At 62.1% G+C, this 24,568-nt stretch carries 27 protein-coding genes; 18 read left to right on the top strand and 9 right to left on the bottom strand.

Translation table 11 applies throughout. The features are described from left to right. Positions 1 to 62: 62 nt before the first annotated feature. A complete protein-coding gene (locus SriyCCGPB3_RS01855; RefSeq protein WP_197612549.1) occupies positions 63 to 1,022 on the bottom strand; it encodes a mitochondrial fission ELM1 family protein in 960 nt (319 codons plus the stop codon). 126 nt (positions 1,023 to 1,148) lie between these two features. On the opposite strand from SriyCCGPB3_RS01855, the gene SriyCCGPB3_RS01860 reads away from it, so the two are divergent. Both SriyCCGPB3_RS01860 and SriyCCGPB3_RS01865 read left to right on the top strand, forming a co-directional pair. Beyond that, positions 1,149 to 1,739 (top strand): malonic semialdehyde reductase, encoded by a 591-nt coding sequence (locus tag SriyCCGPB3_RS01860; RefSeq protein WP_110710863.1) that lies wholly within the window; start codon positions 1,149 to 1,151, stop codon positions 1,737 to 1,739. A gap of 86 nt (positions 1,740 to 1,825) precedes the next feature. Continuing rightward, positions 1,826 to 2,533 carry a YceI family protein gene (locus SriyCCGPB3_RS01865; RefSeq protein ID WP_005415047.1) on the top strand — a complete coding sequence of 236 codons (708 nt, stop codon included), beginning with the start codon at positions 1,826 to 1,828 and terminating at the stop codon, positions 2,531 to 2,533. A gap of 221 nt (positions 2,534 to 2,754) precedes the next feature. Here the strand turns inward: SriyCCGPB3_RS01865 and SriyCCGPB3_RS01870 are convergent, their stop codons facing one another. Then, on the bottom strand, positions 2,755 to 3,156 hold the full coding sequence (locus SriyCCGPB3_RS01870) for a hypothetical protein (RefSeq protein ID WP_350259790.1): 402 nt from the start codon (positions 3,154 to 3,156) through the stop codon (positions 2,755 to 2,757). A gap of 207 nt (positions 3,157 to 3,363) precedes the next feature. Here SriyCCGPB3_RS01870 and SriyCCGPB3_RS01875 point away from each other — a divergent pair, with 207 nt between their 5' ends. After that, positions 3,364 to 4,197 (top strand): hypothetical protein, encoded by an 834-nt coding sequence (locus SriyCCGPB3_RS01875; RefSeq protein ID WP_350259791.1) that lies wholly within the window; start codon positions 3,364 to 3,366, stop codon positions 4,195 to 4,197. Between the two features lie 190 nt (positions 4,198 to 4,387). On the opposite strand, the gene SriyCCGPB3_RS01880 is transcribed toward SriyCCGPB3_RS01875, so the two are convergent. Both SriyCCGPB3_RS01880 and SriyCCGPB3_RS01885 read right to left on the bottom strand, forming a co-directional pair. Next, positions 4,388 to 5,185: a siderophore-interacting protein gene (locus tag SriyCCGPB3_RS01880; protein ID WP_164161733.1), complete on the bottom strand. Its 798-nt coding sequence runs from the start codon at positions 5,183 to 5,185 to the stop codon at positions 4,388 to 4,390. Between the two features lie 59 nt (positions 5,186 to 5,244). Continuing rightward, positions 5,245 to 5,805: a PadR family transcriptional regulator gene (locus tag SriyCCGPB3_RS01885; protein WP_350259792.1), complete on the bottom strand. Its 561-nt coding sequence runs from the start codon at positions 5,803 to 5,805 to the stop codon at positions 5,245 to 5,247. A 569-nt stretch (positions 5,806 to 6,374) separates the two neighbouring features. Here SriyCCGPB3_RS01885 and aceE point away from each other — a divergent pair. From aceE to SriyCCGPB3_RS01915, 6 genes are all read left to right on the top strand, one after another. Next, positions 6,375 to 9,062: a pyruvate dehydrogenase (acetyl-transferring), homodimeric type gene (gene aceE, locus SriyCCGPB3_RS01890; protein ID WP_197616195.1), complete on the top strand. Its 2,688-nt coding sequence runs from the start codon at positions 6,375 to 6,377 to the stop codon at positions 9,060 to 9,062. A gap of 63 nt (positions 9,063 to 9,125) precedes the next feature. Then, a complete protein-coding gene (locus SriyCCGPB3_RS01895; RefSeq protein ID WP_197612545.1) occupies positions 9,126 to 9,650 on the top strand; it encodes a hypothetical protein in 525 nt (174 codons plus the stop codon). 3 nt (positions 9,651 to 9,653) lie between these two features. Then, complete coding sequence (locus SriyCCGPB3_RS01900) at positions 9,654 to 10,184, top strand: biosynthetic peptidoglycan transglycosylase (protein WP_197612544.1); 531 nt, start codon at positions 9,654 to 9,656, stop codon at positions 10,182 to 10,184. A 492-nt stretch (positions 10,185 to 10,676) separates the two neighbouring features. After that, complete coding sequence (locus tag SriyCCGPB3_RS01905; RefSeq protein ID WP_197612543.1) at positions 10,677 to 11,687, top strand: hypothetical protein; 1,011 nt, start codon at positions 10,677 to 10,679, stop codon at positions 11,685 to 11,687. Between the two features lie 68 nt (positions 11,688 to 11,755). Then, positions 11,756 to 12,004, top strand: coding sequence for a hypothetical protein (locus tag SriyCCGPB3_RS01910; protein WP_197612542.1), 249 nt, complete (start codon positions 11,756 to 11,758; stop codon positions 12,002 to 12,004). 65 nt (positions 12,005 to 12,069) lie between these two features. Continuing rightward, the gene (locus SriyCCGPB3_RS01915; protein WP_197612541.1) at positions 12,070 to 12,249 is read left to right on the top strand and encodes a hypothetical protein; all 180 of its coding nucleotides are present in this window, start codon (positions 12,070 to 12,072) and stop codon (positions 12,247 to 12,249) included. Between the two features lie 625 nt (positions 12,250 to 12,874). On the opposite strand, the gene SriyCCGPB3_RS01920 is transcribed toward SriyCCGPB3_RS01915, so the two are convergent. Both SriyCCGPB3_RS01920 and SriyCCGPB3_RS01925 read right to left on the bottom strand, forming a co-directional pair. Then, the gene (locus SriyCCGPB3_RS01920; RefSeq protein ID WP_197612540.1) at positions 12,875 to 13,099 is read right to left on the bottom strand and encodes a hypothetical protein; all 225 of its coding nucleotides are present in this window, start codon (positions 13,097 to 13,099) and stop codon (positions 12,875 to 12,877) included. Positions 13,100 to 13,423: 324 nt separating this feature from the next. Further along, the gene (locus SriyCCGPB3_RS01925; protein WP_197612539.1) at positions 13,424 to 13,639 is read right to left on the bottom strand and encodes a hypothetical protein; all 216 of its coding nucleotides are present in this window, start codon (positions 13,637 to 13,639) and stop codon (positions 13,424 to 13,426) included. A gap of 580 nt (positions 13,640 to 14,219) precedes the next feature. Here SriyCCGPB3_RS01925 and SriyCCGPB3_RS01930 point away from each other — a divergent pair. Genes SriyCCGPB3_RS01930 through SriyCCGPB3_RS01955 form a run of 6 tightly spaced genes read left to right on the top strand, consistent with a single transcriptional unit; the run spans position 14,220 to position 18,088 of the window. After that, complete coding sequence (locus SriyCCGPB3_RS01930) at positions 14,220 to 14,447, top strand: PAAR domain-containing protein (protein ID WP_350259793.1); 228 nt, start codon at positions 14,220 to 14,222, stop codon at positions 14,445 to 14,447. Positions 14,448 to 14,449: 2 nt separating this feature from the next. Continuing rightward, the gene (locus SriyCCGPB3_RS01935) at positions 14,450 to 14,890 is read left to right on the top strand and encodes a DUF4123 domain-containing protein (protein ID WP_197612536.1); all 441 of its coding nucleotides are present in this window, start codon (positions 14,450 to 14,452) and stop codon (positions 14,888 to 14,890) included. Next, positions 14,880 to 15,233: a hypothetical protein gene (locus SriyCCGPB3_RS01940; RefSeq protein ID WP_263469223.1), complete on the top strand. Its 354-nt coding sequence runs from the start codon at positions 14,880 to 14,882 to the stop codon at positions 15,231 to 15,233. Before SriyCCGPB3_RS01935 ends, SriyCCGPB3_RS01940 begins: the two co-directional genes overlap by 11 nt. Before the next feature lie 2 nt (positions 15,234 to 15,235). After that, entirely contained in the window at positions 15,236 to 15,955 is a 720-nt protein-coding gene (locus SriyCCGPB3_RS01945; protein ID WP_350259794.1) for a Tox-REase-5 domain-containing protein, read from the top strand. After that, positions 15,952 to 16,653 carry a hypothetical protein gene (locus SriyCCGPB3_RS01950; RefSeq protein WP_350259795.1) on the top strand — a complete coding sequence of 234 codons (702 nt, stop codon included), beginning with the start codon at positions 15,952 to 15,954 and terminating at the stop codon, positions 16,651 to 16,653. Before SriyCCGPB3_RS01945 ends, SriyCCGPB3_RS01950 begins: the two co-directional genes overlap by 4 nt. A gap of 10 nt (positions 16,654 to 16,663) precedes the next feature. Beyond that, entirely contained in the window at positions 16,664 to 18,088 is a 1,425-nt protein-coding gene (locus tag SriyCCGPB3_RS01955) for a GAD-like domain-containing protein (protein WP_350259796.1), read from the top strand. Positions 18,089 to 18,318: 230 nt separating this feature from the next. Here SriyCCGPB3_RS01955 and SriyCCGPB3_RS01960 read toward each other — a convergent pair whose 3' ends face one another. After that, on the bottom strand, positions 18,319 to 19,950 hold the full coding sequence (locus SriyCCGPB3_RS01960) for a hypothetical protein (RefSeq protein WP_197612532.1): 1,632 nt from the start codon (positions 19,948 to 19,950) through the stop codon (positions 18,319 to 18,321). 335 nt (positions 19,951 to 20,285) lie between these two features. Here SriyCCGPB3_RS01960 and SriyCCGPB3_RS01965 point away from each other — a divergent pair, with 335 nt between their 5' ends. Further along, on the top strand, positions 20,286 to 21,431 hold the full coding sequence (locus tag SriyCCGPB3_RS01965) for a YncE family protein (protein WP_350259797.1): 1,146 nt from the start codon (positions 20,286 to 20,288) through the stop codon (positions 21,429 to 21,431). A gap of 168 nt (positions 21,432 to 21,599) precedes the next feature. Beyond that, positions 21,600 to 22,499 (top strand): HNH endonuclease, encoded by a 900-nt coding sequence (locus tag SriyCCGPB3_RS01970; RefSeq protein ID WP_350259798.1) that lies wholly within the window; start codon positions 21,600 to 21,602, stop codon positions 22,497 to 22,499. 70 nt (positions 22,500 to 22,569) lie between these two features. Here SriyCCGPB3_RS01970 and SriyCCGPB3_RS01975 read toward each other — a convergent pair whose 3' ends face one another. Together SriyCCGPB3_RS01975 and SriyCCGPB3_RS01980 are read right to left on the bottom strand one after the other, a co-directional pair. Continuing rightward, on the bottom strand, positions 22,570 to 22,869 hold the full coding sequence (locus tag SriyCCGPB3_RS01975) for a hypothetical protein (protein WP_350259799.1): 300 nt from the start codon (positions 22,867 to 22,869) through the stop codon (positions 22,570 to 22,572). Between the two features lie 177 nt (positions 22,870 to 23,046). Beyond that, the gene (locus tag SriyCCGPB3_RS01980) at positions 23,047 to 23,526 is read right to left on the bottom strand and encodes a DUF4440 domain-containing protein (RefSeq protein WP_350259800.1); all 480 of its coding nucleotides are present in this window, start codon (positions 23,524 to 23,526) and stop codon (positions 23,047 to 23,049) included. Between the two features lie 220 nt (positions 23,527 to 23,746). On the opposite strand from SriyCCGPB3_RS01980, the gene SriyCCGPB3_RS01985 reads away from it, so the two are divergent. Continuing rightward, the gene (locus SriyCCGPB3_RS01985) at positions 23,747 to 24,559 is read left to right on the top strand and encodes an alpha/beta fold hydrolase (RefSeq protein ID WP_350259801.1); all 813 of its coding nucleotides are present in this window, start codon (positions 23,747 to 23,749) and stop codon (positions 24,557 to 24,559) included. The last annotated feature ends 9 nt before the right edge of the window (positions 24,560 to 24,568 follow it).

Genomic DNA, 24,568 nt, shown 5'->3' on the forward strand with positions numbered 1-24,568 from the left:
TCGCTGCGCACCCGGCATTCCCGTGATGCCAGGCGCCCAGGATTACCGGCCAGCGGCCGGCACTACCCCGCTGCCAGACGCTGTTTCACTTCTGCCGCGATCCGCGCGGTTTCGCGCAGTGGCTCGATGCGGTCGTACTGCCAGTCCAGCCAGCGTTCCTGCAATCGCCCGCGCTCGCGCAGCTGCTGCTGGAAACGCGCCAGCCGCCCCTGCGCGGTCTCGGCCAGGGCCACCATCACCGGCATGCGCGTGGCGCAGGCTTCAGAGAGCAGGTTCACCGAATCGGGTGAGACCACCACGCGGTTGGCCCAGCCGAGCAGGCCCCCATACGGGTTCACGCCATCGCCGCCATCGCCCCAGATCACGTGCGGCAGGTCGGCGAATTTCGCGCGCAGGATCTCGGCCAAGGCCGGTGGCGTGCGCCGCGAGGTGGTCGCCAGCAGGCTGCCGCCTTCGCTGCGGATCTGCTCGGCCAGCGCCTGGAACACGCGAACCATCGCCGCTTCGTCCCACGGTGCCAGCGGCGTCGGCCCGCCCACCAGCAGCGCGGTGCGTGGGCCAGGCAGGGTACTGAAGCCGGCAAACGCGGCGCGGCCCCAGGCCAGCCAGTCATCGTCCACCGGGTTGAGGCTGCCGAGCAGGGTCAGCACGTTGCTGCCACGCAGGGCATCGTGCTCGGGCACCACCACCACATCCCAATGGCGGGCGCCGATGCGCGGGTCGAGGATCTGCACCACCTGGCTGCCGCGTGCGCGCAGGACGCGCAGGGCACCGGCGGCCTGGCGGCCACAGCCGATCGCCAGCGCCGGGGCCTCGGCGGCCAGTGACGCGAAAGCCTCGCCATAGCCGTTCACATCGCCCGGCAGGCGCCGCGGCGACAGCCAGCGCCAAGGCGCGCGCGGCTGCAGGACCAGCGGTCGGTGGGTGCCCTGGCGCAGCGCCGAGGCCAGCGCGACCGCCTGGCGGACATTGCCCGCACGGCCGTCAGTGACCGTCCATGGCGCGCTCGATCGTTTCACCATTGGCATTAATTCGTTTCAGCCCTGCTGGGTGTTGCAACAGTCGCGACACTCTACACTGCGGCTCGTCGATTCGCCCCGCGCCGCCCGCGGGCACTGACTTCCCTTAGCCGCCCTGGAGATCCACCGATGTCCCACGCGCTCGACGCTGCTGCCCTCGATCAGCTGTTCCGCACTGCCCGTACCCAGAACGCCTTCCTCGACAAGCCGGTCCCGGCCAGCCTGCTGCAGGAACTGTACGACCTGGTGAAGTGGGGCCCGACTGCGGCCAACACCACGCCGGCCCGCTTCGTCTTCGTCACTTCGAAGGAAGCCAAGGAAAAGCTGGCCCCGGCCCTGTCCGAAGGCAACCTGGCCAAGACCATGGCCGCCCCGGTCACCGCCATCATCGGCTTCGACCTGGACTTCCACGAGAAGCTGCCGTACCTGTTCCCGCACACCGATGCCAAGGCCTGGTTCGACGGCCCGCAGGAAGGCCGCCACGAAGCCGCCATCCGCAACGGCAGCCTGCAGGGTGCCTACCTGATCCTGGCCGCGCGCGCGCTGGGCCTGGATGCCGGCCCGATGTCCGGCTTCGATGCAGCCAAGGTGGATGAAGCCTTCTTCGCCGGCACTGCCATCAAGTCGAATTTCCTGGTCAACCTGGGTTACGGTGACCCGGCGGGCCTGTTCCCGCGTCTGCCGCGCCTGTCGTTCGACGAAGCGGCGCGCATCGCGTAAGTCGCTGTATCGGTTTCGGGCCTGCCGTCCCGCGGCGGGCCCTTGCTGCACCGTGTACCCACCCTACGATCCGGAGAGTTCCTGAGATGAGCGCCACCCGTAAACTGCTGCTGCCGCTGGCCCTGACCCTGGCCATCGCCGCCTGCTCCAAGCCGGCCGACACCGCTGCCCCGGCTGCCGATGCTGCCGCCCCGGCCACCACCGAGCAGGCCGCCACCCCGGCTGCCGATGCCGCCGCTGCCGCGCCGGCCGCCGAAGCGATCAAGATCGCCTCGGGCACCTACAAGCTGGACCCGAGCCACACCGACGTGCTGGCCCAGTGGAGCCACTTCGGCTTCTCCAACCCCAGCGCGCACTTCGGCAACGTTGAAGGCACCCTGGTGTACAACGCCGAAGACGTGACCAAGTCCACCGTGGAAGTGAAGCTGCCGTTGAGCGGCCTGAACAGCTTCACCGCCAAGTTCGACGAGCACCTGAAGAGCGCCGACTTCTTCGACGCGGCCAAGTTCGCCGATGCCACCTTCAAGAGCACCAAGGTGGAAGCGGCCGGCACCAACAAGCTGACCGTCACCGGCGACCTGACCATCAAGGGCATCACCAAGCCGGTCACCCTGGACGTCACCGTCAACGGCGGCGGCGAGCACCCGATGGCCAAGGTTCCGGCCGCCGGCTTCGATGCCACCACCACCCTGAAGCGCAGCGATTTCGGCGTCGGCGCGTATGCCCCGAACGTCAGCGATGAAGTGAAGATCCGCATCACCACCGAAGCCACCGGCGAAAAGCCGGCGGCTTGATGCACCCCACTCACTCGTCGTGAGAAGGCAGAAGGCCCGCTGAAAAGCGGGCCTTCTTTTTGGGTTCTGGTAGAGCCGGCCGCTGGCCGGCTGCTTGCGAGGTGCCCGATGCTGATGGGGTTGCCGGCCAGCGGCCGGCACTACCCGGTAGGTGCCAACCTTGGTTGGTACACGAGCATTTCGCGGGCCAACCAAGGTTGGCCACTACCGGGTACGCGCGTTCAGCGCAGCGCGCCCAACCATGCCACGCACGCTTCGCTCGGGCTCTGCTTGGCCTTCACCGCCAGCCCGCTCACGCGCACGAAGGTCTGCGCGGCCTGCGCCACCACCTGACGTGCGATCAGCGCGGCCTGCTTGGTCGCGGCCTGCTGCTTGCGCAGCTGCACGATGTTGATCGAAGGCCGACCGACCGGCGCGTACTTCTGGTCACGGCGCAGCACGTCGGCCACCTGTGCCACTTCGAACTCGGCCTGCAGGTAGCGGTGCTGTGCCTCCACCAGCTCACGCAGCGGCGCGCGCAGTGCAGCCGGATCGGTGAACGCGGCCAGTGTCGCATCACAGGCGGCGTCATCGGCAAAGCGGGTACGCAGCGCATCCACGCTGGCCAGGGTCAGTTTGGCCATGTGGGCCTCGTTGCTGCAGGAAAGGAGCGCGATTGTCGCATTGCTTGCCGGCTGATGCGTTGAACCAGGTGGCGGAATCCCTGTAGCCGAGCCCATGCTCGGCTCATCGCGCGCAGCGCGAGGGTTCTCCGATGGCGGAACGAAAAGCAGCCGAGCGTGGGCTCGGCTCTACAATGGGCTGCTGTTTCATTCACGGAAGGAAGACCCATGCAGGACGCGCAGTACTGGTTGAACGAATTCTGGACGGGCCTGAGCGTGCTCGACCTGCTGGGCGGCAGCCTGCTCGGCACGCTGCTGGGCCTGGTGCTGGGCATCTTCGCCTGGCGCTGGCTGCACCGCCGCGGTTGGCTGCAGCGGCGCAAGCGCTGGCATCACTGGCTGCTGGCCAGCTACGTGGTGCTGCTGCCGCTGGCCACCGCCTTCTTCGGCCTGCAGCTGGGCTTCACCGCCGGCGCGCATCGCGCGCTGTTCAAGCAGCTCGATCATTTCCAGCCGCATCTGCAGACGCTGGTGGAAGGGTGGAGCGAAGGCTTCACCGATTCGCTGGACGACCCGCGCATGCGCGAGGCCCTGCGCAGCCAGGGCACGGTGGGCGATGTGGCGGATACCATCGCCTCGGCCTATCTGAGCGAGCATCCGCTGCCTGGCCTCGACCGCCTCGGCAACGGCCCACTGGCACGCGGCACCGGCTGGGTGATCGGCAAGGTGCGCGAAGGCCTGCTGCACGGCATGGTGGAAGACACGCTGGTGGACAAGGCTGGCACGATTGGCCTGGAGCCGAAGGTGGTGCGAGAAGCGCTGACCATGCACGTGGATGAGCTGCTGCACACCCGAGGCGTGCTGCGGCTGGTGAAGGCGCAGATCAACGGCATGATGCCCGGTGTGTACTTCGGGCTGCTGTTGCCGCTGCTGGTCATCGCGCTGCTGGTAGCGCTGGAGATCTGGGCCGCGCAGCGGTTCGGGTGGACGCGGCGGGTGGCGTCCAGCGCGGTAGTGCCGGCCGCTGGCCGGCAGCTGCAGGTTCCTGCCGAAGGTTCATGAGGTTGCCGGCCAGCGGCCGGCACTACCCCCTGGCAAAAAGTGCATGACCGCCGATGGCCCCCTGTAGAGTCGAGCCACGCTCGACTCATCGCGCGCAGCGCGATGGCGGACCCAAAAGCAGCCGAGCGTGGGCTCGGCTCTACACAGTCAAGGGCGGGCGGACCAACGGTCCGCATCCGCCATCTCTTGATCAATCGCCGTCGGTTTCGTCCGGGTGGGCCTTCCAGTAGCCGGTCGAGCGGATCCAGTCGCGCGGCACGCCCAGGTGGCCTTCGATGAACTTGCGCATCATGCGGGCGCGGCGCGATTCGGTGGCGATCCAGTAGAAGACATCGCCGTCCGGTGCTTCGAAGTCGGTCAGCATGTCTTCCAGCAGCGTGCTGCTGGCCGCGGGGAAGCCGTTGCGCTCCAGCCAATGGATGCGCACGTTCTCGTACTGCGGCAGGTCCTGGCGTTCGGCTTCATCGCTCACTTCGATGAAGGCCTGCACCTCGGCATCCTCCGGCAGCACGTCCAGCCAGCGGGCGATGGCCGGCAGCGCGGTTTCATCGCCAATCAGCACATAGGCGTCGTAGCTGTCGGCCACCACGAACGAGCCGCGCGGGCCGCCGATCACCAGCGTGTCGCCAGCCTTGGCCTGCTCGGCCCACGGCCCGGCAATGCCCTGGTCGTGCAGCACGAAGTCGATGGCCAGCTCGCCGGTTTCGTGGTCCCACCAGCGCGGGGTGTAGTCGCGGGCCGGTGAGGGCTCCTTGCCGGCCGGATAGCTGCGGCCTTCGGCAGTGACCACCGGCAGCACCATCTCGCCGCTGGCATTGGGGAAGAACAGCTTGATGTGGTCGTCGGCACCGGGCGAATCGAATCCGGCCAGATCGTCGCCACCCAGCACCACGCGGCGCATGTGTGGGGTGACCTCTTCGGTGCGCAGCACGGTCAGTTCACGGAAGCGCACATCCAGGCGCAGGCGCGTGTTGTTGTGTTCGGTCATGGGGTTACCTGCAAAGGTGTCGCGCGGGGGCGCGCGGCGTAGGGGCGACCTGGCTGGATTCAGTCTGGCTGGGTCGTTGAAAAGGATTGGTTCTCGCTACCGGCCGTACCGTTGAGCAGCGCGGACGCCCGCGTCAGCAGCGCCGCTACTTCTTCCGCCTCGCCCTCGGCCCAGCGGCCGTGGTGATGCACCAGCGCCCGCTTGAACTCGCGCAGGGCACCGGCCAGCGGCGGCGGCAGCGAGGCCTTGGTGATCTCGCGGGCGCGGTCGAAGGCACGCCGCTGCGCCAGGCGCACCTGGGTGCGCTGCACCTTCAGCTCGAACTCGCCGGCGGCGGTGATGCGGAAGATCCGCTTGCCGTCCACTTCCTCGGCCTCGATCCAGCCGGCCTGCTCGAAGCTGGCCAGCAGCGGGTACATGGTGCCGGCGCTGGGCGTGTAGGCCTGCATGAACTGGTTGCTGATCAGCTGCATCAGCTCGTAGCCATGGCGCGGCTGTTCGCCGATCAGGGCCAGCACCAGCAGGCGCAGGTCGCCGCGGCTGAGCACGCGTGGCTGGCCGTTGCGGCGCGGCACCGTCGAATCGGTGGAACGGGTTCTGGGAGAGGCGGTGCGGCTCATTTCGATATATCGGTAAACGAGTGTGCAAACGATATATCGATATATCGAAGCCGACAACCGCCGATCCGGCCACAAGCAGGTCATTTTTGGGCCATGGCCGACCCCGCGCACAGCAAAAGGGGCGCCCCTTGCGAGGCGCCCCGGGCGAAGCTGTGGAAGGGAGCGAGGCAGGGCCAGACGGCGGACCGAGGCGGGCGAGGCCAACACTCGAGGCCTACCCTGAGGGCAGGGCGGGGGCCGATCCAGAGGCGGGTGCGACACGTTGTCGCCGGTTCAGCGCCAGCGCCGGGGCGCTCGCGAGCAGGCCTGCCACGCTGCCCCACAACCGTCATCGGCAGCAGTAACACTGCGTCCTGCACATGGGCGCAGCGGTCCGGAGGCGACACCCCGCGCAGCCGCCAAGCCCCGCCAGTGCGCCCTCGCACGGTCTGGCAAGCCCCTTGCGGACACTGGCTGGTTGCATCCATACGCCAGCGTAGCCAAGTGACGAAAGCCCTTGGTGCGCTACACTTTGCGGTCTAGAAATCTATACAACAGTCGCGCGCGTGCGTGCGGTTATGGGAGCGCTAATGAACTGGTTGAACGAGGTGCTGAACAACGACCCGAATCCTGTGGAAACCCAGGAGTGGATCGAGTCGTTGAAGGCCGTTATTGATGTCGAGGGCTCCGAGCGCGCGCATCAGCTGCTGGAAGGCATGGTGGAACTGACCCGTCGTTCGGGCGCCTACCTGCCGTTCTCTCCCACCACCGAGTACGTCAACACCATCGAGCCGCAGTTCGAGGCCAAGAGCCCGGGCAATGCCGAGCTGGAATGGCGCATCCGTTCGATCATCCGCTGGAACGCGATGGCCACCGTGGTGCGCGCCAACCGCAAGCCGGGTGACCTGGGCGGCCACATCGCCTCGTTCGCCTCCGGCGCCACCCTGTACGACGTGGGCTTCAACCACTTCTGGCGCGCCCCGAGCGAAAACCACCCGGGCGACCTGCTGTTCATCCAGGGCCACAGCGCCCCGGGCATCTACGCGCGTTCCTTCCTGGAAGGCCGCATCAGCGAAGAGCAGCTGGACAAGTTCCGCATGGAAGTGGACGGCGGTGGCCTGTCCTCGTACCCGCACCCGTGGCTGATGCCGGAATACTGGCAGACCCCGACCGTGTCGATGGGCCTGGGCCCGCTGGCCGCCATCTACCAGGCGCAGTTCATGCGCTACCTGGAAAACCGTGGCCTGATCGAGAAGTCCGACCGCAAGGTGTGGTGCTTCATCGGCGACGGCGAGAGCGACGAGCCGGAAACCCTGGGTGCCATCGCCCTGGCCGGCCGTGAAGGCCTGGACAACCTGATCTTCGTGGTGAACTGCAACCTGCAGCGCCTGGACGGCCCGGTGCGCGGCAACGGCAAGATCATCCAGGAACTGGAAGGCGTGTTCCGTGGCGGCGGCTGGAACGTGATCAAGCTGCTGTGGGGCGGTTACTGGGACGCCCTGCTGGCCAAGGACAGCGACGGCGTCCTGAAGAAGCTGATGATGGAAACCGTCGACGGCGAATACCAGAACTGCAAGGCCTTCGGTGGCGCGTACACCCGCGAGCATTTCTTCGGCAAGTACCCGGAAACTGCTGCGATGGTCGCCGGCCTCAGCGACGACGACATCTGGCGCCTGAACCGTGGTGGCCACGACCCGCACAAGGTGTACGCCGCCTACCACCAGGCCGTGAACACCAAGGGCATGCCGACCGTCATCCTGGCCAAGACCGTGAAGGGTTACGGCATGGGCAGCGCCGGTGAGGCACTGAACCCGACCCACCAGACCAAGAAGCTGGACGACGAAGCGGTGCGCCACTTCCGCGACCGCTTCAACATTCCGGTGACCGACGCGCAGCTGGCCGACGGCCAGGTGCCGTTCTACCACCCGGGCCCGGATTCGCCGGAAGTGCAGTACCTGCAGGAGCGCCGTGCCGCGCTGGGTGGTTACCTGCCGCAGCGCCGCCGCAAGGCCGACAAGACCTTCGTTGCCCCGAAGCTGGAAAGCTACGAGCGCCTGCTGAAGAGCAGCGGCGAGCGCAGCTACTCCACCACCATGGCCTTCGTGCAGAGCCTGAACATCACCCTGCGTGACAAGGAACTGGGCCCGCACATCGTGCCGATCGTGGCCGACGAAGCCCGTACCTTCGGTATGGAAGGCCTGTTCCGCCAGATCGGCATCTACGCGCCGTTCGGCCAGAAGTACAAGCCGGTCGATGCGGACCAGCTGATGTTCTACCGCGAAGACCAGAGCGGCCAGGTGCTGCAGCAGGGCATCAGCGAGCCGGGTGCGATCAGCTCGTGGATGGCGGCTGGTACCAGTTACTCGGTCAGCAACGTGCCGATGCTGCCGTTCTACATCTACTACTCGATGTTCGGCTTCCAGCGCGTGGGCGACATCGCCTGGCAGGCCGCCGACATGCGTACCCGCGGCTTCCTGCTGGGTGGCACCGCCGGCCGCACCACGCTGAACGGTGAAGGCCTGCAGCACGAAGATGGCTTCAGCCATCTGGTGGCCGGTGGCATCCCGAACGTGCGCAGCTACGACCCGACCTTCGGCTTCGAAGTGACCGTGGTGCTGCAGCACGGCACCAAGCGCATGATGGAAGACCAGGTGGACGAGTATTACTACGTCACCCTGATGAACGAGAACTACACCCACCCGGAAATGCCGGAAGGTGCGGCCGAAGGCATCGTCAAGGGCATGTACCTGCTGACCGACGCCGGCAAGCCGAAGAAGGGCGAGCTGCGCGTGCAGCTGCTGGGTTCGGGCACCATCCTGCGCGAAGCCATTGCCGCCGCCGAGCTGCTGGACAAGGACTTCGGCGTGACCGCCGACATCTGGAGCTGCCCGAGCTTCAACGAACTGCGTCGCGATGGTTTCGACGTGGAACGTGCCAACCGCCTGCATCCGGAAGGTGAGCAGCGCAAGGCCTACGTGACCGAGCTGCTGGAAGGCCGCCAGGGCCCGGCGATTGCCGCCACCGACTACGTGCGTGCGTATGCGGACCAGATCCGTGCGTTCGTGCCGATGAGCTACACGGTGCTGGGTACGGATGGGTTTGGTCGTTCGGATACGCGTGCGAACCTGCGCCGGTTCTTTGAGGTGGATCGCTACTACATCGCGCACGCCGCCATTGCGGCGCTGGCGAAGGAAGGGAAGATGACCGCGAAGGATGTGGCCCGGGCGATCAAGCAGTACAAGATTGATCCGGAGAAGGCTAATCCTGTTGGGGTTTGATCCAACGGTGTAGCAGAACGAAGGGCGGCCTCTGGTCGCCCTTCTTTATATAAGGAGAAGACTTTGGAGATTGGATTCTTCGATGCTGTGTTGCAGAACGCTCTTGGCGGGGTGCTAGCTACTGGCTCACTCGGCGCGTGGGCCTACTATCGGGCACGGGTTCCGGATGTGTCTGGTATTTGGACGATGGAAGTCACCGTCAAAAAGACGGACTACAACCCCTATCTTGGAATGAGACTGTCGTACATTGTCATGTTGACTCAACGTTACGGCGAGCTGGAGGGGGTTGCGGAAAAAGTTCATGAAATATCAAGAAAGAATCCAGCGCCGGGATACCACTATCAGAAGCATGGTCGGATGCATTCGGATGTTAAGGGGGGAGTGAAAGGGAACATTTTTCAGGAGAAGGATTTTCAGCTACTTCTTCGTGAGCAGGGGCAGCACAGAAGATTTATATCCACTGTCAACCTTAAGGTTGAAAATGAAAATGTTCTAAGGGGTAGTTACAGTTCCACTGCAGCTAACTCGTCAGGGACGGTTGTTCTAACCAAGGGCGTTCGCCAGGGCCTAAAGTGGAGCGGGGTATAGCATTTGAGGTCGCTGTTCGTTGATCTTAATAAGGTTCTTAAGGTTGTCGATGAGTGTGATTTCGCACCGCCTGACGGTTTTGTGAGGGCGCTGATTGCTGCTGAGGATCGGCGATTCTTTTTCCATGTCGGTTTTGACTTGATTTCCATAGTTCGTGCGGCCTATATGACGATCTGTTTGGGGCGTCTTCAGGGTGCAAGTACCATCGAAGCGCAGCTTGTTCGCACGGTCACTGGGCGTACGGAGATATCCTTTTCCAGGAAAATTAGAGAGATTCTTATATCAACTCTGGTTTCGCTAATGAGGTCAAAGCGGAGAATTGCTTCGGCATACCTTAGTGTTGCCTACTTTGGTTTTAACAGGCGTGGGATTGCTTACGCCGCAATTCGTCTCGGTGCGCCTATTGATTCGTGCGCGGATGAGCAAATATTCTTCTTGATTGCCATGCTGAAACGCCCGCTTAGCCAGTCGGGAGATCAATCCAATCTGGCTGCAATTGAGCGACGCGCCGCGTGGATAGCGAGGAAATTTTAGATAAATATTCTTGATTTTTCAGCGCGGAGAGATTGAAAGCTACAATGGATGGCGAAACCTATATCGGCAGTGACCCACTGACCCACCCCCGAAGAACCGGACCAGCGCAAATTAGAGACTTCGCCCCGTATGGGTCACCGTGGATCACGAGGAATCAGGCGATGAAAAGGGGCGCCCTCACAGTGCACCGGCATGGAAAACCCCTGCGGAATTCGCCCGAGAACACGGTTTCCAAGCGAATCCCCTGGTGTCAAAAGAGGGCGAAATCTCTACCGGCTGATGGCCCTGCTATTGGGGGTGGGTCAGTCTGGAGGCATGACCTATCGGCACGACCTCACTAATCTTTAGATTGAGAATGGGTGGCGCTGGGAGATTCAATGTTCCTCTTACGGGGTCAGTTCGCCTGAGTTGCCGTGAGGGCGTCACTGCTATGATCTTCCCAGGACGCTGGCGCTGACAGATGGCCTGAAGGAAACCGTTAAATGACAGGGGATGTTGATGTTCATCATGCTTGAAAGGCGTGCAGAGATCGCGCGCGCCCAGGAACTGCTTGAACTGACGCTGGAACAACAATGCGACGGTAACGTGGTTCGTGATATCGGTTATCCCGGTGGTCGACGCCCGGGCGAAACGATCAAGACCTTCGGCAAGTACTGGTATTGGCCCGGCGCGCTGAAGGCGGGCTCCACCACGACCCCGCGCCGGTTGAACTGGTTTGGTCTCTATTCTGACAATGATGGTGTCAGCATCACCGTCGAGGTCAATGTCGTAGAAGAAGGCCGCAATGACCGAGTAGGCGGATTCTTCGCCCGCGATTCGGACACTGGCCGGATCTACCTTTTTCACTCTGCGCGGATCGGTGGTGGCCGGACAGGTGTGGGCAAAGAAGCATTTCTTGCCTGGAGCAACGAACCCCTGCGCCAAGTGATGGACTCGGAGGGCGCCTATCGTGAGGGCGTGCTGATGGGACCGGTGGGGGGCAAGGGTGCTGCGCGCACGTTGCTGCGCTACGTAGGCATAGTTGCAGCGTTCAAGGATGCTGTACGCGAAGGCGAAGTGGACTCACCCGAATTCCAGCGCCGATTGGCGCAATTGCGGGAGTACTACGCCGAGCCCATGGGTCCCCGTTCCGGCCATCGCGGCCGCGTGCTGGATTACATATCGCGGCACGGCGAGGTGGTCGATGCACTGAGCGCGTGGCTTCAGGAGGCGGGCCTCAAGCGAGGGCGACGGCTGGTGAAGAACGTGCTGATTGACCTGGGTGTCGCCAAGGGCGATCAACTTGAGGACGTCTTTGAGGTAAAAACATCGACCGATCGGTCGAGCGTCTATGCTGGAATCGGGCAGTTAATGGTGCACGGCGTGCGAGCCGGTCGCCGTGTGCTCGTCCTGCCGGAAGAAGGAATATTGCCGGCAGGTATTGAGGAAGCGCTGGAAGAGCTTGGAATAGAGCTGCTGCGTTTTCGTCTTACACCCAATGACGTCATGCTACCCATGGCGTAAGCCACCAAGCAGTTGCGGGCGCGGGTTAGCCAGGTGTAGCGTGATACTTGAACACTTCAGGGGGGATCATGGACTGGGGCTACAAAGAGCTGGGAAAGGCGTGGCGCAAGATCAGCGACGCATCTGGCGCAGGCGAGACCACGAAAGCCTGTGCATCGTTTGCGGGCGATCTGTTGTGGAATGCAGGGCGGTATGTGGTGACCGAAGGGCCTGGCGTTATGGCCAAAGCGGTAGAGAAGCAACTGAATGAGAGCAAGGATCTGACGCCCGAGAGGCGTGAGCAGATGCAGGAATTTGTGGAAAAATACAAGAAGTAGGCTGCCATTACGGCGGCCCGCAACGAATGTTGGATGACCGAACCAAACACAAAGGAGGTGCCGCGATGGGCAAGTATCAGGTTTTCTTTGACGTACGAAAGGGCAGCAATTCGACGGGCGTTAACACTGTCGTCGAGGCAGAGTCGGACTACATGGCGGCAAAGCTTGCCGAGGCAAAGCTGCGCAGGTCCTGGCCCAGCTATAGCGACTACACCTGGTCTGCTACGAAGATCGTGAAGCGCTAAAGACCCGTGGGCGATCGCTTGACGGGTATTCTTCAGCCGTGCGATTGCACGGAGCCGATCAAGGACGGGGCCGAACCCTGTGCGTGGCCTCTTCCGAGGCAGATGGTAGCCCCAGTCCGACACCACTTTCGCGCCATCGTTGCCGAATGCTGTCCTCCGCCTGTCCAGGTCCGGAGGAATTCAGCAGTAGTGCGCGAATCGCACCTGTGTAGCGGCAGAGCATCCTCAGCAACCGCGCGCTAGGGGGCATGTCGAACGCAATGTCGTCCGGATGGTCATCAGAGTCGAGCGGCGTTTCCTCACCTATCCGCAAGATCGACAGCATGTTCCGGAGCAGACTCAAGCAAATTTTTGTCGCTCATTGCACTGCCGGATTTGCAGGCGACGACCTTCTACAGCAGTTCCTCCAGATTGTAGTTCGGCCGGTCAGCCAGAAGCGGTAGTAGATGTGGGGTTTCCCCGCGGTGCGGGGCTGCCGCCACGATGGCCGGAGATGGGGCCCGCAGCCGTTTCCGATCGGCGAATGTTGCACCGTGCGTATCGGAGCCAGCTGGGGCCGATACGCCCGGTCAAATTTCGTTGATGAACAGTGCGGCATGGCCCACCCTTTGCTCGCCAAGTTCTTTTACTTCCTGAGCTGGCTGTGAAATCGCGAATAATTCGGCGCAGCAAGCTTGTTGTCCCATGCCTTTGCGACATCCAAACCGGGCCGCTGGGCCTCAATGCCCACAGCCTTGTAGAGATTGCCTATCTGAATAACCAGGATGGCAACAATGCCATTGGCCACCCCTTGGTTATGAGTAGGCTGGCGGGCCGCGAAATAGCTGATGCCTCCTTGGGGCTTCCACATGCCGCGCGCGCGGACGAGGCACGCGGCAACGTGCGCGCGCTCGCCAGCGATTGACTGTTCCTACAGGTCCACACGTGTTGCGCAATCGGCCAGATAGACCACTTTGGGAGCCAGTGCAAGCATGATCGCAGCTCCCTGGTAGTAGGCGGCTCGATCCTTCCATTCCGTGGACAGTGTTTCATGAGGCGTCAGCCGATAATGTCCGCGTCATCCCCAAGGCGAATGTAGGAGAGTTCTGGGCCGATCCCATTGATGTCTCGGAACCTCAGCGACGACAGCCCCGCCACAGCACCGAAACGCGAAACGTGCCGATTGGGACGCAGCTTAACTCTGCAGCGCCAATCCAGGCATCGGCCACAGGAACGGCGTGCGGGGCAGATCGTAGTCGTTGCCAAAGGCCATCGCCGCCTCACGCGGTTGCAGATTCGCGTAGCAGTTGAGCAGGTACTCATCCATGCCTGCATCGCTGTGGCCGACGGCAAACAGGCCCAGAAGGGCCTCGTCAAAGTCCTCCAGCCACTCGGCGTCGATCTTGGCCATGGTTATCCTCCTCGGGGCAAGGGGGGCGTGGCGGTATCTCACGGACTGGAACGGGGCGAGCTGCGGGCAAAGACCAGGCTTACGCGGACTCGGATCGGCATGGCGTGGCCACCTGAGGGGAGGCGAATCGCCATTGCCCCACCGCCGCAAGCGCGGCGCGGTCGAGATCGAGATCGAGATCCTGCAGGCGACTGGAGATGGCGACGATCTGCACGTTCCCAAGTGGTGACGCTTACGGCATTGTTTCACGCTGTGCATTGTCCGAATGCTCTGCAGTGAGATGGTGGTGGGCATCGTTGAGTTGCTGCCCCAAAGCATCTGACGAGGAACAGCTAACAAAGCCCTGTAATCCCCACCACGACAGCCCCGCTGCAGCGCCGAAATGGAAAACGGGTCGATTGCGACATGGCTTGAATTCTCAGCGATAGATCCAGTCCAACGTTTCCAGTCTCGGGTTGGAGATCGCAGTTTATCTTTCACTACAGGGCGCTAGACGCATCATGTGATAGCGTGAAATCCAATGCGCAGCGAGACCACAATGCTGAAGTCATTGACAGTCATACAGAGTTGACTGACAAGAATGCTCATCGCTTTAGGTGACAAGCACACTGGTGGCGGAACGGTCATCACGGGATCACCCGATACAGACATTGATGGAATTCAAGTCGCCCGAATAGGTGATAAAGCCGTGTGCCCGCTGCACAAGGGTGTTTTCCCCAGAGTCACGGGTGATGGCACGCTGATTATCGACGGTCAGGCAGTGCCTTTTCAGGTTGGCAAGAGCGCCGCGGAATATCTGGAGCACTAACCATGTATACCTATCTCATCGTTGACTGTGCCGTTAGATCAGATGCCGCTCGCACGTTGCGCTTCTATGCCCAGGATCTCCTGCACCGTTCCTTGTTCCATGGCCAACCGGAGGCCAAGCACGCTGATGTAGGCCCATGGCTGGTCAAGCTGGACGGAGTAACAACACTGGATGGCTGGCTTAACGCCCTGGAGGGGACTGGGGATTGTGTGCCGTGTGTTAGCCATCTAAAGAGCAATCGTGATTTTGAAACAGTCTTCGCGCACCTTCAGTCGTTCCTGGACCTGCATCTATCCGATGGCTCGCATGCGCTATTTCGCTTTTGGGATCCCAGGGTGTTCACGCGCTTGCAGTGCGTTCTGACCCGCGAACAGCTCCAGGGTCTCATGGCGCCATTTTCCGAATGGTGCACCGCCAAAGGAATATTGAAGAATGCCTATTGAGCTGACCGCAGAGCAGGAAGCCCTGCTGCGCTTGCCAGAGCCTGAATCGTTTACCGGACGCATTGCTGCGGAACTCCGACGCGACATGCCTGAAGATATCCACCATACGTCGGATCAGCAGTTGTCGAGTGCGGTGCGCGAGTCGTATGACTTTGCGACCTACGAATTGCATATTACTCGCGTGCCGACTCTGGTGCGCTGGGTGCGAGCAGACACGACCCACAATGGATTGTTGCGGCGAGAACCCGCCGTGGTCCTGAAGATGAAGGTTGCTGCCAACCCCAATCTAACAGCGGAGGATCTGTTGTCGATCTTCCGTGCACAGACAAATTGGAGGAACTGACGATGGCCAGTGCGCTGCCAATTGGAGGGCGAGCTATCGGCGAAGTCATTCGGCGTTCTGCATCGTTGGAGCGGTTGCGGCGTGCCATTGGTGTCATACCAATTGAGCAAGCAAAGGAGGGGGATTGCACAAACCAAAGCAGCTCAACCGAATGCAATCAGTGCAAGCTGGATCAAGGTGTGTTGGTGCCTGCCGTGCCGCGTCGAGCGGTTCGCCGCGAGAACAAGGTCAATTGGGACTACCAGTTACAGATCGCCAACATGAATGCTGGGCCCGAAAGGTTCAGCTATTGTGACAAGAACACTGGCTTGCCGATCACTGATTTCGACACATCCATTGCCGGGCGAGCATGGTCCGCACTCAAGGGCGAATCTCAACCAAACGCCGAGCAATTGAACCTCTTGGAATGGCTGTATGGCGGCGTCTACTTCGATGGCTTCTGGAGGGCCCAATGTACCGTGGTGGATGCGAAGGGCTGTTACGCGCAATTCCTCTCCCGGGACGACGGGGCGCCCAAGCTGGGGTTCCCAAGTCGATTCGTATTCCCGGGCATGATTGAGGAGGCTGGTCGGCAGATTGCGGTCATCAACACCGCTTCGCCGCAAGGAAAGCTGCAATGGCATTTCATGGAGATAGAGGTCTATAGATGGGCCTCATCCAGCATTCCGCCACCCGTTGTCTGTGTCCACACCCCATACATTCAGCAGGTTGTCCACGCATGATATTCGCGATCCTTCGTTTCGACATCGGTCAGCGAGCCGAGACCGACTTTCGTGGCGCCTACCGTCAACTGTTGGCAACGCTACGGCGCATCCCTGGTAACAACGAATGGTTCTGCGGGGAGAACACACCTAAGCAGAAGCTCATTCCCTTTGAGGATGAGGACGCCGTTGTGGAGAGGTTGCGGGAACGCGCCGATCGAATAGGGTCAACGTCATTCAGTGCGTCCGTGGTCAACGACAACGGAACCAAGCGGCGGCCAGGGCTGATCGAAATAGACTACATCCCGGCAATGGGGTACATGACGGTCTCCCTGTATCGGCCAGATCAGTTGCACGCCAACCCGAGCCGTTTGGTTGCAGAGACCTTGCTTTCATTGCTTGAGGGAGAGCCGGGAACCACGTTTGCCTTTGCTGACATCTACGACAAGGTGGATGGTGAATTTCAGTTCTATAAGACCAAGTACGCTACCTTCCCGCATCGGCAGTGCGTGGGCTGGATGGCGTACGTACGCCAGGCGGTCAGTCGACAGCAGCTCCCTCTGGCCGCAGACGTGCTGCCCGCTCCAGGCGGCTCCATCGTGGTGTCCATTGATCAGGCATTTGATCTGTCGAACAAGGAACACATCCAACGCGCCAACGAAGTCGAAATGGAAATGAACGACCTGGGCCTGCTTGCCGTCACAGATCCAACGTTCTAGGGGTGCTTGCGTGGTCTTTCTTCGCCGACTTACCCTACATCGCTTCGTAAAAGCGCACCCTCCATCACGACAGGTTTCGCCGGCTCCCCGTGAGCTTGTTTCCGCCTATGAGGGTGTTGTTCCTGCCAGCCTTCTCGAACTGTGGCGTCGAAAAGGTCTCGGATTTTATGGCGACCTTCAACTTGCCCTGATCGATCCCCGGCCATGGCAACCCGTGCTCGATCGGTGGATCGTCTCGCCGCCCGACACCGTACGGCGCGTTCCCATCGCGCTTACGCCTTTCGGCACACTTCTTTACTACCGAAAGCTGACGGAATCTGACGAGGATGTGGTCTACATCGATCCCGTGTCAAAAAGGACGGGTGACCTGGCGTGGAGTCTCGATGACTTCTTCAACGAGCTCCTGTGTGAGCAGGAAGCGCTCGAATCGCTCATTTCACCAGCGTTGGTTCGCACCGCAAGAGAAGAGTGCGAAGCACTGGCCCCCGGCGAAGTCTACGAAGTCGATCAGATGCTGCTTTCCATGCAGATGCTACGGATCGCAAGGGTCGATGGGCTCGACATGCATCGCCGCCTTCGCGATGCCGTTGATTCGCCCAAGCCGAAGGCCGGCAAGCCGACGACAGTAGCCCACGCGCTGCCGGTCGGACATCTGTCCATGTTCGAGGGTATTGCAACAGGCCCGGGACTCGCTGGTCTGTATCTGTCCTCTTACATCGACTGGCATCGGCTGCTGGCGCTATTGCCGAGCGGACAGTACCGTCTGCTCTTCTGGCGTATTCATCACGAGACGTTCGAGCGAACGGAGATACGTGTTTACAGCGGCTGCTACGAAATCTCCGGTAACTCCGCGGGAGATGACATCGTTTCGCTGGACGTCACCCTGCGCAGCTATTCGCTAGGCAGTGACGCCAATGATGATGAACTGGTGGCGATGCATGCAGATGAAACGACCTTCCTGCTGCGTACCAATGAGTTGGAGGACATGGCAACCGCCATCGGCGGTCGCGACGTGATGGGGCGAAGTGAACACTATTTCCGTCGCGTTACGCTGGACGACCCATTCGTAGAAGAGCCTAGCGATGGCCGCGCAGCATCATCATTCACGAATTTGCCACATGCGCTACGAGCTTTGATACATGTCGCCCCCCTTCTGGCGACCATTACTCATGTCGGCGATCCAGACCCCGACGAAGAGTGTGAAGGCGAAGGCACCGTCATGTGCACGCTCAATCTAGGCGAGGATGACGGGTTGCGCATGAACATGCCGCTCTATTCGCCTGGCAATGCCAGTCGTCAGCTCAAGGGATGGGTTTGGGACATGGCACCGCGTGCTTGCAAGGCCGGCATCACATATCGGCGCGGGGACGATGGTGTCATTGAATGTGGGCCTATGGTCGGAGACGTGTTGACGACCCGGGCTCCGGATAGGTGATCCGTGCGACTGAACATTCACTTCGCGGCTTGATCACTACATGTTTTAGAAAGCCGAAAGACTTTTCACTTAGCGCCAAAGACATCAGGAGAAGGTCACTGCGGTACACGCTTTCGAAGCTCGGCGGCATTGAAAAGCGCAGGTGAGCGGGTAGTTCTTGGAGTCGCAGGCTTTAACGTAGTACCGCATCAAAGAAGAATGCCCCCGAGGTAAACCTTGGGGGCATCTCGTCAAACAGGTACGACCGGCTGCTGTGCCTGCGGCAATTCCGGTGGCCGTCCGCCGTGGCTCATCGCCTCGCGCACCTGATGTTCCTGCTGATAGAACTGCCCGGCGCGCTCCTGTGCATCACGGGTATAGTCCTGCAGTACATCGAACAATGCCTGCGATTCGTTGGGCAGCAGGTCCAGCGCGGTCACGTGCCGTCGGCCGCCACGTGCGAACGCCACTGAAGTGATCTCGGCCACGCATACGGCCACGCGCAGCGGCCCGAAGCGCACCGCGCCTTCGGCCAGCGTGCCATTGCCGGCGTACGCGTTTCCCGCCACGCGCTTGGCGCGGTGGAAGGTGCCGCGATAGCTCACGCGGTACACGGTCGACTGGAAGTCCACGCGGTTCCACAGCTTGTGGGCAGACGCCAACGCGAACTGCGCCGAAGAAATGAAGCCCAGGGCGATCAGGCCCATCATTGCAGCGCCGCTGCTGCGTGCGTAGACGAAGGCGAACACCACGCCGGCCAGGCCCAGCACCAGCCCGAACAGGCCCAGCGCCAGCAGTGGGCGCTGCGTGTCAGAGTTCCACGCGGCCGCGAAGGCATCACCCAGCCGCGACGTGCTCTGCTCGGCGCGTACCACCGGCTCGGTTTCCAGCAGCAGGTGGCCATCGTAGGCGTCGTCGCTGACGTTGTGATACTCGGCGTGGTACTCGCTGGGGTAGGGCATGCGCGTCTTCAGGCGCTCCAGCAGGCCACCGGTCAGATCGGGCATCTGCAGATCCTCACGCACGATATGGCGTGCGGCAGAAGCGCTGTAGCTGCCGGTCTGTGCGATGAGCGAAACGGTGAACAATGCACTGGCGATCAGCGCGCTGCCCAGCACGGCAATCGTTGGTAGCACCACGGTACTGACCGCGAACGGTGGAGCGGGCACCTGCACTGGCGACAACGTAATCGCCAGCGGACCAGCAATGGAGAGCAGCAGCAGGACAACCATGGCGCCCCAGCGCGGGGGCGGCACGGCGTCAGGTGCGGCTTCCATCGCGCCGCGACGGATGGCTGCCAGCGTGGCGAACGGCTTCAGCAGCACCACTGCAAGTGCGAAGTAGAGGCCTGCCATCCATGCAAATGCGGCGGGCTGGGCGAATACCCAGGCCAGCGTGAAACTGATCAACACCGCGGCCAGGTAGACCGCGCGGCGCAGCTGCACTTCAGCATGCCAGCGGATGGCCGACGGTGCATGGATCAGATGCGGAACGAGGCCGTACAGCATGGACAACAGCGGATCATCCGGGCGCTGGCGCACCGTGATGCCGTCGTTGATCAGCCCCACCAGGTGATTGCTGACCGAAACGCCATCCGGCGCGGCGATCTTGCCCGCTTCGCCGGGCATGACGGTGAAGCGGAAGTAGCGCATCGCCACACCCACATGCACGCCGCCCAGCAGCAACAGCGTCAGGCCGGTGGCTGCGCGGCCTACCAGGCCCAGGCCCATGGCGCGCGCCTGTTCGGCGTTGCTGACACCGAGCAGCAGCACCAGGCCCAGCACCAGTGCGAACAACCCCAGGGTGAGATGAAGGGTATTGGGCAGCCGCATCGGGTTGACGGTGGCGGACTGGGACGGCGGTGTGCTGTATTCAGTGCTCATCGGATTCTCGAACGGACGCTTGAACGGCATTAGCGGCCGCGCCGGGAGGATCTTGAGCGGTGAAAGGCGAGATGGAGCGCCGTTGTGGAAGGCGAGCAACGCCAATCGTCCGCAATCGTGCTGCTCAATTCGCGACTTCAACGTACGAGGCTGGGGAGGACTATGCCCTCACGTCGAACGCCCGCCACGCGTGCGCAGACGCACGCCACGCCCCCCACCTGCTACCATTCCCCCGCTACCCCAGCCAGCCTTTCCGCGCGCGCACGCCGGAACGGCCGTCTTTGTACGGCCCAGCGAGCCAGGACACCCTCCCGTGCCCTTTCAAGGATGCTCGCATGTTCCGTCATTCCGCTCTCCGCTCGGCCGCCCTGGCCCTTGCCGTCTCGCTCAGCCTTGGCGTGCCCGTCGCCTTCGCCGATAACGCCCCGACCGCCACCGCCGCCACCGCCGTGCAGCGCCAGGCCGTGGCCAAGGGTCTGTACGAACTGGCCTACAGCCCGAAACAGAACGCCGTGTTTGTGGCCTCGTCCGGTGGCTTCGGCGATGACGCCGGCCCGGCTCAGGTGCTGCGCCTGAACCCGGCCACGCTGGCCGTGGAAACCCGCATCCCGCTGGAGCGCAAGGCGTTCGGCGTGGTGCTGGATGACGCCCACAACCGCCTGTACGTGGGCAACACCGTGGATCTGTCGGTGACTGTGGTCGACACCGCGCAGAACAAGGCCATCGGCACCATCCAGCTGATGGAGAAGAAGACCGGCAAGGACGGCAAGGCCGCCTACACCCATGACCTGCGCGAGCTGGTGGTCGACAGCGCCGGCAACCGCCTGTACGTGACCGGCCACAGCAGCCAGCCGGACGTGAGCAGCGTGCTGTTCGTGATCGATACCACCACGCTGAAGGTGATCAACACCATCGACGGCTTGGGCAATGCGAAGGCACCTGGCCTGGCGTTGGATGCGGCCAACAAGCGCGTCTACACCAGCAACCTGCTGGCCGACCTGGTGGTGGTGGGCACCGATTCGAACAAGGTAGTGGCACAGCACAAGATCGCCGCCGAGCAGCCGATGAACATCGCGCTGGACCCGGCCGGCAAGCGCCTGTTCGTGACCGACCAGGGCTCGGAATTCCTGCGTGGTTACCAGGCCAAGAGCAGCGGCCTGGTCAGCAAGCACCCGGGCCAGCGCGTGCTGGTGCTCGACCGCAGCACTGGCAAGGAACTGGCCAGCATCCCGACCGACGCTGGCCCGCTGGGCATCCTGCTGGATGCACCGCGCAAGCGCCTGTACGTGACCAACCGCGAAGCCGGCACGGTGACGGCGTACAACAGTGACAGCTACCAGAAGGTGGCCACCTACACGGTGCCGACCCACCCGAACAGCCTGGCGCTGGATGCGAAGAACAACGTGCTGTTCGTGAGCATCAAGAACGGCGAAAAGGACGACAAGGGCGCTGACGAGAGCGTGGCGCGGATTCAGTTGTAAGACATTCCGCAGCACTAAGGCGTAGCGAAGGCAGGGTATTCCCCTGCCTTCTTTGCATTTGGCAAAAGCGTGCCGATTACGACATCGAAAGGTACTATCCCGTCTCTAAGGCCAATAGGCCACATCAATTAGATGAGACAGGGGGAAGCAGGGATGGCGTACTGGTGGGTGAACCAGAAGAAGACCTTTGAGGCCTCGGCAAAGGGAGGCTTTCTGTGGTCGCCAAAGAAAAAGACCGACGGCCATCGCAGCGCCTTCTACGAGAACATGACCTTGGTACGGCCAGGCGACGTGGTCTTCGCCTTTGCCGACAAGCAGATCAGGGCTCTTGCCATCGTGAGTGGAGCGCACGCCGAAATGGCGCGTCCCGAGAGCTTCAAGACTGCCGACAGCGACTGGAACAACGACGGCTGGACGGTGCCGGTGCAATACCAGCTGGTCGAAGTCCCGCTTGAAGTGCGCAATCACATGGACCTGCTGGGACAGCATCTGCCCTACAAATACGCCCCCATCAAGGCGAGCGGAAAGGCCAATGAGGCGTATCTGTGCCCGGTGCCAGAGGGGATGGCGGAAGACCTTCTTGATCTGTTGAATACTGACCGCGAGGAGCTTCGTCAGTGGCGCGAGGAGGTGCCGATCTCTAGTGCAATTCGTTCGATTCAGAACGATGAAACGCTCTCGACGACCCAGAAGAAGCAGTTGATCAACGCGCGCGTTGGACAGGGCAAGTTCCGCAGTAGCGTGTGCGAGATCGAACCGATGTGTCGTGTAACCGGAACGACGAACCCAAATTTCCTTATTGCCAGTCACATCAAGCGCTGGGCCGATAGCGATAACCACGAACGCCTCGACGGCAACAACGGGCTGATGCTTGCACCCCACATCGATCGACTGTTCGACCGTTGGCTCATTTCTTTCACTGACGATGGTGTGATGATCTTCAGTGAGGCGCTGCCGGATGGAATTCGCGCTCAGTGGGGATTGGAGCAGAAGATCGCGCCGAAACCGTTTAACGCAGAGCAGTTGCGCTACCTACAAGGACATAGGAAAAGGTTGGTTTCTATCTAAGTCGCAAAGTGCCGCCGAGCTTACCCCGGCAGCACCACTATTAGACTATTGCCGTGCGGATGGACGCAGGTCAATCTGCTTTGAAGAGGCCAAGACGATCGGACTCGCTCTTCGCGATGGTGGTGAGGAAATCACATCTATCGCGAATCTCGGGGAACTCTTCAGCCATCCACTCTGCTGGGACATAGGGGTGACCATCCAGCATCGCTACTATGGTGGGACTGTATTTCGCACACATAAGAACGACGTGCTCGGATTCAGCCAGCAGGGCCGGTAGGAACACCGTGCCGTCCCTCTTAGCGATGCCAAGAGTCAACAACTGCTTGGGGAACTTCTTTTCGGCTGGCTGCTCGAAGTCAATCCAGTACATCGACGTATATCTCCTTTCTGGTGCAAATGTGCCAGCAAAGGATGAAGGTTGACCAGCCGAGATCCAACAAGCGACCCATGTAGAAGGCTGCGTTACAGATCACACTTTGTCGCGCATCGTTGGATGGCGACCCAGAACCATTGAAGTATGGCCGCATGTCACACGACGCCCCGCCGCTCAATCCGCCGGCCGATGGTCGTAGCTGATCACCCGCTCCACCTGCCACTGCCCATCCACCCGCCGCCAGACCTGGATGAAGCGGGCCTGGCCGGTCCAATGCTCCACACCCTTCGCATCGCGCTCGTGGAAGCGGTGGTCGCCGATCTCCAGCGCCCGCTCGTCGTGCAGCGGAAACACCTGCAGTGAGCTTTCCACCAGCTCACGGCGCAGATGCCTGTGGTTGGTGCGGGTGCTTTCACACAGCGCGGCCACGCTGCGGCGGAAGTCGTCGCGGTTGCTGGCGGACTTGCCGGCCTTGTCGTGGAAGAACTCCATGTCGTCGGTGGTCATCGACGCGGCCTTGTCGGCGTCACAGGCATCGAACGCGGCAGCGAACAGCTGCATGTCCGCTTGGCGGATCTGCTCGCGCAACGTGTCGGGTGCGGTCGGGGCGGCAGCCAGGCCGGCGGCCAACAGGGGCAGGGTGAGCAGCAGCATGACGAATCTCCCGGAAGTGGTCCGCGCAGGCTGGCACGGTCCACCGCACTCTGCCGCCGTGTTGCGACGAAACCGGCGCTGGACGCGATGGAGCGGGGATTTGGCGGTGCGGTCCACCCTTCAGCCTGTGCACGCCATGTCATAGCGCGCCTCGATTCCCTCACGGGCACCATAGGGCCGGGGTCCTAGCCTGCAACCCTGCCCTTCCACAGGAGCCCCCATGCCCACTTCCCGCATCCGCCTGCACGTTGAAGACACCGGCGGCGATGGCCGCCCGGTGATTCTGATCCATGGCTGGCCGCTGTCGGCCGATGCCTGGAAACCGCAGGTGTCGATCCTGCGCGATGCCCAGCATCGGGTCATCAGCTACGACCGACGTGGCTTCGGGCGTTCCGACAAGCCTGCCGACGGCTACGACTACGACACGCTGGCGGCGGACCTGGCCGCGCTGATCGAGGAGCGCGACCTGCGCGACGTGACCCTGGTCGGCTTCTCGATGGGCGGCGGTGAAGTGGCGCGCTACGTGGCCAACCACGGCCAGGACCGCCTGCACAGCGTGGTGTTCGCCGCCGCAGTCCCTCCCTGCCTGCTGCGTGGCGACAACAACCCGGAAGGTCCGCTGACCCAGGAAAAGGCCGATGAAATGCGCGGTGACCTGGAGCAGGACCGCGAGGCCTTCTTCGATGGCTTCACCCGCGATTTCTTCAGCGCCGATGGCAAGTTGATGGTGACCGAAGACCAGCGCCAGGCGGCAATCGCGCTGTGCCACCAGTCCGACCAGACGGCTGCACTGGGCTGCATGCAGGCCTTCGCTACGACTGACTTCCGCGATGATCTGAAGAAGATCACCGTGCCGACGCTGATCCTTCACGGCGACAGTGATGCCATCGTGCCGTTCGAAGGCTCGGGCCAGCGCACGCACCAGGCCATCGCGGGAAGCGAGGTCGTCATCCTGGAAGGTGCGCCACATGGCTGCAACACCAGCCATGCCGATCACTTCAATCTGGCATTGCTGAACTTCCTGAAGAAATAATCCTGCGGC

Source organism: Stenotrophomonas riyadhensis (assembly GCF_040256885.1).
GTDB classification, from domain to species: domain Bacteria; phylum Pseudomonadota; class Gammaproteobacteria; order Xanthomonadales; family Xanthomonadaceae; genus Stenotrophomonas; species Stenotrophomonas riyadhensis.

Excerpts from the sequence above, each read along its gene's own strand:
- SriyCCGPB3_RS01945 (WP_350259794.1), top strand. The coding sequence starts at position 15,236 with ATGGCCAGTGCGCTGCCAATTGGAGGGCGAGCTATCGGCGAAGTCATT.
- SriyCCGPB3_RS01875 (WP_350259791.1), top strand. The coding sequence starts at position 3,364 with ATGCAGGACGCGCAGTACTGGTTGAACGAATTCTGGACGGGCCTGAGC.
- SriyCCGPB3_RS01940 (WP_263469223.1), top strand. The coding sequence starts at position 14,880 with ATGCCTATTGAGCTGACCGCAGAGCAGGAAGCCCTGCTGCGCTTGCCA.
- SriyCCGPB3_RS01860 (WP_110710863.1), top strand. The coding sequence starts at position 1,149 with ATGTCCCACGCGCTCGACGCTGCTGCCCTCGATCAGCTGTTCCGCACT.
- aceE (WP_197616195.1), top strand. The coding sequence starts at position 6,375 with ATGAACTGGTTGAACGAGGTGCTGAACAACGACCCGAATCCTGTGGAA.
- SriyCCGPB3_RS01965 (WP_350259797.1), top strand. The coding sequence starts at position 20,286 with ATGTTCCGTCATTCCGCTCTCCGCTCGGCCGCCCTGGCCCTTGCCGTC.
- SriyCCGPB3_RS01930 (WP_350259793.1), top strand. The coding sequence starts at position 14,220 with ATGCTCATCGCTTTAGGTGACAAGCACACTGGTGGCGGAACGGTCATC.
- SriyCCGPB3_RS01925 (WP_197612539.1), bottom strand. The coding sequence starts at position 13,639 with ATGGCCAAGATCGACGCCGAGTGGCTGGAGGACTTTGACGAGGCCCTT.
- SriyCCGPB3_RS01915 (WP_197612541.1), top strand. The coding sequence starts at position 12,070 with ATGGGCAAGTATCAGGTTTTCTTTGACGTACGAAAGGGCAGCAATTCG.
- SriyCCGPB3_RS01870 (WP_350259790.1), bottom strand. The coding sequence starts at position 3,156 with ATGGCCAAACTGACCCTGGCCAGCGTGGATGCGCTGCGTACCCGCTTT.
- SriyCCGPB3_RS01855 (WP_197612549.1), bottom strand. The coding sequence starts at position 1,022 with ATGGTGAAACGATCGAGCGCGCCATGGACGGTCACTGACGGCCGTGCG.
- SriyCCGPB3_RS01960 (WP_197612532.1), bottom strand. The coding sequence starts at position 19,950 with ATGAGCACTGAATACAGCACACCGCCGTCCCAGTCCGCCACCGTCAAC.
- SriyCCGPB3_RS01975 (WP_350259799.1), bottom strand. The coding sequence starts at position 22,869 with ATGTACTGGATTGACTTCGAGCAGCCAGCCGAAAAGAAGTTCCCCAAG.
- SriyCCGPB3_RS01880 (WP_164161733.1), bottom strand. The coding sequence starts at position 5,185 with ATGACCGAACACAACAACACGCGCCTGCGCCTGGATGTGCGCTTCCGT.
- SriyCCGPB3_RS01980 (WP_350259800.1), bottom strand. The coding sequence starts at position 23,526 with ATGCTGCTGCTCACCCTGCCCCTGTTGGCCGCCGGCCTGGCTGCCGCC.
- SriyCCGPB3_RS01985 (WP_350259801.1), top strand. The coding sequence starts at position 23,747 with ATGCCCACTTCCCGCATCCGCCTGCACGTTGAAGACACCGGCGGCGAT.
- SriyCCGPB3_RS01935 (WP_197612536.1), top strand. The coding sequence starts at position 14,450 with ATGTATACCTATCTCATCGTTGACTGTGCCGTTAGATCAGATGCCGCT.
- SriyCCGPB3_RS01910 (WP_197612542.1), top strand. The coding sequence starts at position 11,756 with ATGGACTGGGGCTACAAAGAGCTGGGAAAGGCGTGGCGCAAGATCAGC.
- SriyCCGPB3_RS01885 (WP_350259792.1), bottom strand. The coding sequence starts at position 5,805 with ATGAGCCGCACCGCCTCTCCCAGAACCCGTTCCACCGATTCGACGGTG.
- SriyCCGPB3_RS01920 (WP_197612540.1), bottom strand. The coding sequence starts at position 13,099 with ATGTGGAAGCCCCAAGGAGGCATCAGCTATTTCGCGGCCCGCCAGCCT.
- SriyCCGPB3_RS01950 (WP_350259795.1), top strand. The coding sequence starts at position 15,952 with ATGATATTCGCGATCCTTCGTTTCGACATCGGTCAGCGAGCCGAGACC.
- SriyCCGPB3_RS01905 (WP_197612543.1), top strand. The coding sequence starts at position 10,677 with ATGTTGATGTTCATCATGCTTGAAAGGCGTGCAGAGATCGCGCGCGCC.
- SriyCCGPB3_RS01865 (WP_005415047.1), top strand. The coding sequence starts at position 1,826 with ATGAGCGCCACCCGTAAACTGCTGCTGCCGCTGGCCCTGACCCTGGCC.